This is a genomic window from Phenylobacterium sp. (genome assembly GCF_044371015.1).
Taxonomy (GTDB): domain Bacteria; phylum Pseudomonadota; class Alphaproteobacteria; order Caulobacterales; family Caulobacteraceae; genus Phenylobacterium.
The window spans coordinates 1-3,575 of the sequence record NZ_JBILUK010000289.1; the positions used below are offsets into that span (position 1 = coordinate 1).

General features: G+C 66.1%; 3 protein-coding genes. 1 reads left to right on the top strand and 2 read right to left on the bottom strand.

Annotated features, from left to right (window positions below; translation table 11 throughout):
- Positions 1-534 (top strand): cytochrome P450 (locus ACIQ3R_RS16465; RefSeq protein ID WP_397419937.1); only part of this gene is annotated, 534 nt, incomplete at its 5' end.
- Positions 535-612: 78 nt separating this feature from the next.
- On the opposite strand, the gene ACIQ3R_RS16470 is transcribed toward ACIQ3R_RS16465, so the two are convergent.
- Together ACIQ3R_RS16470 and ACIQ3R_RS16475 are read right to left on the bottom strand one after the other, a co-directional pair.
- Positions 613-2,763 carry a sodium-translocating pyrophosphatase gene (locus ACIQ3R_RS16470; protein WP_397419938.1) on the bottom strand — a complete coding sequence of 717 codons (2,151 nt, stop codon included), beginning with the start codon at positions 2,761-2,763 and terminating at the stop codon, positions 613-615.
- A gap of 195 nt (positions 2,764-2,958) precedes the next feature.
- Positions 2,959-3,378 carry a hypothetical protein gene (locus tag ACIQ3R_RS16475; protein WP_397419939.1) on the bottom strand — a complete coding sequence of 140 codons (420 nt, stop codon included), beginning with the start codon at positions 3,376-3,378 and terminating at the stop codon, positions 2,959-2,961.
- Between the last annotated feature and the right edge of the window lie 197 nt (positions 3,379-3,575).

The following is a 3,575-nucleotide window of genomic DNA, read 5'->3' on the forward strand; positions in this document are numbered from 1 at the left end:
CTGGAGACCTATCAGGGCAACGTCATCCTGCTGATTGTCGGCGGCAACGACACCACCCGGAACACCATCTCCAGCAGCGTCTATTCCCTGAACAAGAACCCCGATCAGTACGCCAAGCTGCGGGCCAACCCGGACTTGATCCTTTCGATGGTCTCCGAAACCATCCGTTGGCAGACCCCGCTGGCCCACATGGCGCGCGTCGCGACCCGTGATGTGGAGATCGGCGGCAAGACCATTCGCGCCGGCGAGCGGGTGGCCATGTGGTACATCTCGGGCAACCGGGACGAAGACGTCATCGACCGCCCGAACGAGTTCATCATCGACCGCGAACGCCCGCGCCAGCACATGTCGTTCGGCTTCGGCGTCCACCGCTGCGTGGGCAACCGCGTGGCCGAGATGCAGCTCACCATCATCTGGGAGGAGATCCTCAAGCGCTTCCCGGAGATCCGCGTCGTCGGCGAGCCGGTCCTGAACTGGTCGTCATTCGTGCACGGCTTCGAGACCCTGCCGGTGGTGATCCCCAGCCGGATCTAAGGCGGCTTTTTCCACGGCGCACACGAAAACGGCCCCGGAACGCGAGTTCCGGGGCCGTCGTCGTTCCGGGGCTGTCCCCTACTGAGCGGCGAGAACCGCCAGCAGCAGAAGCGCCACGATGTTGGTGATCTTGATCATCGGGTTCACGGCGGGACCCGACGTGTCCTTGTAGGGGTCGCCGACGGTATCGCCCGTCACGGCCGCCTTGTGGGCCTCAGACCCCTTGGCGTGCAGCACGCCGTCCCGGTCGGTGAAGCCCTCTTCGATCACCTTCTTGGCGTTGTCCCAGGCGCCGCCGCCCGAGGTCATCGAGATGGCGACGAACAGGCCGGTGACGATCACCCCCATCAGCATGGCGCCGACGGCGGCGAAGGCGTCGACCTTGCCGGCGATCGCATTGATCGCGAAGAACAGCACGACCGGGCTGACCACCGGGAGCAGCGACGGCACGATCATCTCGCGGATCGCCGCTTTGGTCAGGATGTCCACGGCGCGGCCGTATTCGGGCTTGACCTCGCCGGTCATGATCCCGGGGTTCTCCCGGAACTGACGGCGGACTTCCACCACCACCGACTGAGCCGCACGGCCCACCGCGGTCATCGACATGCCGCCGAACAGGAAGGGCAGCAGGCCGCCGAACAGCAGGCCGACCACCACGTAGGGGTTCGACAGGTCGAACCGCACTTCACCCATTTCGTAGAAGAATGAGCCCGGCGCGGCGCTGGTCGCGAAGTACTTCAGGTCTTCGGTGTAGGCGGCGAAGAGCACCAGGGCGCCCAGGCCGGCCGATCCGATGGCGTAGCCCTTGGTGACCGCCTTGGTGGTGTTGCCCACGGCGTCGAGCGCGTCGGTGGTGACGCGCACTTCCGGCGGCAGGCCCGCCATTTCCGCGATGCCGCCGGCGTTGTCCGTCACCGGGCCGAAGGCGTCGAGGGCCACGATGAAGCCCGCCAGCGAAAGCATGGCGGTCGTGGCGATGGCGATGCCGAACAGGCCCGCCAGGTTGTAGGTCACAATGATGCCGAAGATGATCACGATGGCCGGGGCCGCGCAGGCCTCCAGGCTCATGGCCAGGCCCTGGATCACGTTGGTCCCGTGACCCGAGACCGAGGCCTGGGCCACCGACTTCACCGGTCGGAAGTTGGTGCCGGTGTAGTACTCGGTGATCATCACGATCAGTGCGGTGATCACCAGGCCGGCCATCGAGCACCAGAACAGCGCCATGGCGTCGAAAGTCTTCTCGAACGGCGTGCCGACGTTGACCGTCAACGGCTCGGTGATGAGCGACGGGATCAGGAACCAGAGCGCGATAGCCGACAACACGCCGGTGACGATCAGGCCCTGGTAGAGGGCGCCCATGATCGAGCCAGACTTGCCAAGCCGCACCGCGAAGGTCCCCAGGATCGAGGTGATGATGCAGACGCCGCAGATCGCCAACGGCAGCAGCATTACGCTGCCCAGCATGGCCGAGCCGCCGAAGAAGATCGCCGCCAGAACCATGGTGGCGACCGTGGTCACCGCATAGGTCTCGAACAGGTCGGCGGCCATGCCGGCGCAGTCGCCGACATTGTCGCCCACGTTGTCAGCGATGGTTGCGGCGTTGCGCGGGTCATCCTCGGGGATGCCGGCCTCGACCTTGCCCACCATGTCGCCGCCGACGTCAGCGCCCTTGGTGAAGATGCCCCCGCCCAGACGGGCGAAGATGGAGATCAGCGAGGCGCCGAAGCCCAGCGAGACCAGCCCGTCGATGACGTGACGATCCGACGGAGCCAAACCGGCCACATCGGTCAGGTAGGCGTAGTAGCCCGCCACGCCGATCAGGGCGAAACCCGCCACCAGGAGTCCGGTGATGGCGCCCGAGGTGAAGGCGAGGCTCAGGCCCTTGGCCAGGCTCTCGGAGGCCGCCTGGGCGGTGCGCACATTGGCCCGCACCGAGATCAGCATGCCCACAAAGCCCGCCGCGCCCGAAAGCACCGCGCCGATCAGGAAGCCGATCGCGGCATAGGCGCCCAGCAGAACCCAGAGGGCGACCAGAACCACCACCCCGACGATCGAGATCGCGGTGTACTGACGCTTCAGATAGGCCTGCGCGCCCTCTTGGATCGCCGCGGCGATTTCCTGCATCCGGGCGTTGCCCGGCGATTGACGCATCAGCGCCGCTGTCTGCACGGCGCCATACAGCACCGCCAGTAAGCCCGCGCCGATGACCAGCAATAGAACCGAATTCATAGGTGGATCGCCCCTCTGCGACTTTGTGCGCGGGCCGGATTCGGCGATCACCGTTCGTGATCGTCGGGCGGCGCCCAGCCCCTCGCGTGTTCCCCAAAACCCCGCCGGAATAGGATGCCCGGACGGAAAGAGGGCGGAAGCTACTCGGGTTTCCCCTGCGGACGCAACCGGGAGCGACGAGGAGATCGTCTTGCGTCAGGCGCGCGGCGTCGACATCCGCCGCTGAGGGGCCTGGGAGGTCACAACGACAGAGCGAATCTGCCCCGGGCCGGCGATGCGATTGGCGTCCTTTGTCAGGGTGGCGGTCAGCCGCGCTGCATCGATCTTGCCAAGATCGGAAGGCAGCGTGAACGGACTGCGATGCCCTGCCCGCACCAGGGCGTCACGAAAGAAGGGCTCCATCTCGCGCAACTTTGCGGCGTTGGCCCCGTCGGTGAGGTTGATCCGGATATTGACGAAGACGTAGTTCACCACCCGGCGGTCGGCCACGATCGGCAGACCGATCGGCTGCAGGTCCACATATTGCCCGACATCGCTCTTGCCCTCCTTCTTGGGGGCCGCCAGCGCAGGGCCGGCGAGGAGCGCGAAAGCGATTGCAAGTCCGAACCGGATCATGGAACCGCATGTGACAGAAAACCCTTTCCGTCCGGTTTCCAGGCCGCCGCCCCCCTGACAGAACCCTTCCAACGATGCTACTAACCGCTCTGCACATGGGGATGTGTCCACCTTGCGGAGGAACGCCCGAACATGACCACGACCCGCCGAGAGGCCGCACTGGGCCTGATGGCCGCCGGCGCCGCGGCAGCCCCCCT

Excerpts from the sequence above, each read along its gene's own strand:
- ACIQ3R_RS16475 (WP_397419939.1), bottom strand. The coding sequence starts at position 3,378 with ATGATCCGGTTCGGACTTGCAATCGCTTTCGCGCTCCTCGCCGGCCCT.
- ACIQ3R_RS16470 (WP_397419938.1), bottom strand. The coding sequence starts at position 2,763 with ATGAATTCGGTTCTATTGCTGGTCATCGGCGCGGGCTTACTGGCGGTG.